At 68.4% G+C, this 3,026-nt stretch carries 3 protein-coding genes and 1 pseudogene; all 4 read left to right on the top strand.

The features are described from left to right. Positions 1–306 precede the first annotated feature (306 nt). Positions 307–1,644 (top strand): site-specific DNA-methyltransferase, encoded by a 1,338-nt coding sequence (locus tag DDE13_RS22185; RefSeq protein ID WP_111406370.1) that lies wholly within the window; start codon positions 307–309, stop codon positions 1,642–1,644. A gap of 34 nt (positions 1,645–1,678) precedes the next feature. Next, positions 1,679–2,155 (top strand): annotated as a pseudogene (locus tag DDE13_RS23505) (DNA cytosine methyltransferase); the annotation flags it as partial. Positions 2,156–2,273: 118 nt separating this feature from the next. Beyond that, positions 2,274–2,684 (top strand): hypothetical protein, encoded by a 411-nt coding sequence (locus tag DDE13_RS23510; RefSeq protein WP_235868821.1) that lies wholly within the window; start codon positions 2,274–2,276, stop codon positions 2,682–2,684. Next, on the top strand, positions 2,681–3,026 hold a 346-nt coding region (locus DDE13_RS23830), incomplete at its 3' end, for a DUF7220 family protein (RefSeq protein WP_449288505.1). The genes DDE13_RS23510 and DDE13_RS23830, both read left to right, overlap by 4 nt.

Genomic DNA, 3,026 nt, shown 5'->3' on the forward strand with positions numbered 1-3,026 from the left:
CGGGCAATCCCCGGCATAACACGACGGAGACGGGCCACCCCGAAACGAACATTGGGTCCTTTCCGGGCCGGAACGTATGCTGGCGGGCTTGGCTCGGCATTTCGCCAGCGACAGGGCCGATTTTTTGGGAAGCCACCGGAACCCAGCGTCCAGCCGCGACGCCTGAAACCCTCGTGAATTCAAACATCTGACTAGCCGCGCGGGGTGGACACCCCGCGGATGCCGGAGTCCAGCCGGAAGCCGGCGGACCCCATCGCGCCGGAGTCCAGCCCGGCGGATGCCGACCTATCATCGACAGGAACCTGCATGACCCTCGCCTTCGCCCCCGAGCGGATCGAGATGTGGCCGCTTGCGCGCCTCCAACCCTACGCGAAGAACGCGAAGGTGCACGGGCCCGACCAGGTCGCAAAGATCGCCGCCAGCATGGCCGAGTTCGGCTGGACCGTGCCCTGCCTCGTCGGCGAGGACGGCGAGTTGATCGCGGGCCACGGGCGCGTGCTGGCGGCAACCCGGCTGGGGCTGACCGAAGCGCCGGTGATCGTGCTCGGGCATCTGACCGAGGCGCAACGGCGGGCGTATCGCATCGCGGACAACAAGCTGACCGAGCTCGGCACATGGGACGAGGCGCTGCTCTCTGCCGAACTTCAGGACCTGCTCGCGGACGACTACGACCTGTCGCTGGTCGGCTTCTCGGATGGCGAGCTGGACAAGCTGCTGGCTTTCGATCCGGACGGGGGCGGTGAAGAAGAAGGTGGCGCCGGGGGCTCCGTGCCGCCGGTGACCATCCCCGAACCCCCGCGCAACCCGGCCTCGCGCACGGGCGATCTCTGGATCCTAGGCGACCACCGTCTGCTCTGCGGCGACAGCACGAACCACGACGACGTGCGCCGCCTGATGAACGGCGAGCGGGCGATCCTGTTCGCGACCGACCCACCGTATCTGGTGGACTATGACGGCTCGAACCACCCGACCCGCAACAAGGACTGGTCGGCGTCCTACGGCACGACCTGGGACGACAGTTCGCAGGGCGCGGAGCTCTATGACGGGTTCATCGCCGCGGCCGTGGCCGAAGCCATCACCGAGGACGCGGCCTGGTACTGCTGGCACGCCTCGCGCCGCCAGGCGATGCTCGAAGACTGCTGGGAAAAGGCCGGAGCCTTCGTTCACCAGCAGATCATCTGGGTGAAGGACCGTGGGGTTCTGACCCGCTCCCATTACCTCTGGAAACACGAGCCCTGTTTCATGGGCTGGCGCCGCCCGAACCGGCCGCCGAAGGTGGCCGAGGAAACGCTGCCGTCCACATGGGCGTTGCCCAGCTTCGCCAAGGACGACCGGCCCGACCACCCCACGCCGAAACCGCTTGATGCCTTCGGTATCCCGATGCGCCAGCATGTGGTGCGAGGCGGCCTCTGCTACGAGCCGTTCTCGGGTTCCGGCTCGCAGATCATGGCAGGCGAGGCAAACGGCCGCCGTGTATTCGCGATGGAAATCAGCCCGGCTTACGTCGATGTCGCCGTCCAACGCTGGCAGGCCGAGACCGGCCGCGACGCGGTCCTCGACGGCGACGGCCGGACCTTCGCCGAGGTGAAGGCCGAGCGGCTGGGCGAGACCCCGGCGGCGGCCGAGGGGGCCCACGCGGCCTGACGACGTGGATGGCGTGGCTCTACCTTCCTCCGGCGTGTCTGCCGGAGCCGGCGACGCGTGCCTCTTCGGCCTCTCGCTCTGCTCCGGCGCCGGCGGGCTCGACCTCGGGCTGCACCTCGCACTCCCCGGATATCGCATTGTGGGTCACGTCGAGCGGGACGCCTACGCCGCAGCCATCCTCGTGGCGCGGATGGAAGACGCGGCCCTGGATCCGGCGCCTGTCTGGGACGACGTTGGAACCTTCGACGGCCGCCCGTGGCGCGGCGCGGTGGACATCGTCACTGCGGGCTATCCGTGCCAGCCGTTCTCCGTCGCGGGCAAGCGCAGAGGCGCGGACGACCCGCGCCATCTCTGGCCCAACGTCGCCCGCATCATCGGCGAGACCGAGCCGCCCTTCGTGTTCCTCGAGAATGTCGCCCATCATCTCCGCCTCGGCTTCCCCGAAATCGCCGAAGGACTGGTCGGCATGGGCTACCGCCTTGCGGCAGGCCTCTTCACGGCGGCGGAAGTCGGTGCGCCGCATCGGCGCGAGCGGCTCTTCATCCTCGCCCACCGCGAGCGCGACCACCTGGCCGACCCCGCGCGCCTGCTCCGGGACGCGGTCGAGCGGCGGGAACCGGACGGAGTTGATGCGCCTCTGGCCGACGCCGCTGGCGGGCGACAGCAAGGGAACGCGAAACCGGACGAGCAATCGCAGCGAAACGGCGCGCCCGCGCAACGACGGGACGACGCTCTGCGATGCGACCCGGCTCTGGATGACGCCGACGGCGCGCGATCACAAGGACGGGGCGACGAGCCTCGCGAACACGCCGGTGAACGGGCTGCTTGGCCGCCAGGTCCTGGTGACGCCGACGGATGGCGGGCATTCCTGCGACACGCCCCGGACATTGAACCCGCTGTTCGTCGAGGCGCTGATGGGCTGGCCCACCGGGTGGACCGGCTTCGCCTCTGTGGCAACGGAGTGGTCCCGCTGGTCGCGGCGCATGCGCTCCGAACTCTCGCAGCTGAGTTGCTGGCCGATGGATGAGAACGTGGCATGAAGCAGAGCCGGGCCATGTCGCTGGTCGAGGCTATCGCAAACGTAGCGGTTGGCTACGGCGTCGCCGTCGTGACGCAGATCCTGATCTTCCCGGTCTTCGGGCTGCACACGACGCTCGCGCAGAACCTCAAGATGGGCGCGGTGTTCACGGTGGTGAGCATCGCGCGGTCCTTCGCGCTACGGCGGCTTTTCGAGGCGATCCGCATCCGTGAGTCCAAGTCGCTGAATGCCGGAATGAAGGTGACTCCTGCTCGTCCGGTGAAATACACTCGCTTCCAGAGGAAGGACCCAATGTTCGTTTCGGGGTGGCCCGTCTCCGTCGTGTTATGCCGGGGATTGCCCG

Source organism: Meridianimarinicoccus zhengii (assembly GCF_003254465.1).
GTDB classification, from domain to species: domain Bacteria; phylum Pseudomonadota; class Alphaproteobacteria; order Rhodobacterales; family Rhodobacteraceae; genus Meridianimarinicoccus; species Meridianimarinicoccus zhengii.

Bases quoted from the DNA above. Each gene is read 5' to 3' on its own strand.
- DDE13_RS22185 (WP_111406370.1), top strand. From the start codon at position 307: ATGACCCTCGCCTTCGCCCCCGAGCGGATCGAGATGTGGCCGCTTGCG.
- DDE13_RS23510 (WP_235868821.1), top strand. From the start codon at position 2,274: ATGCGCCTCTGGCCGACGCCGCTGGCGGGCGACAGCAAGGGAACGCGA.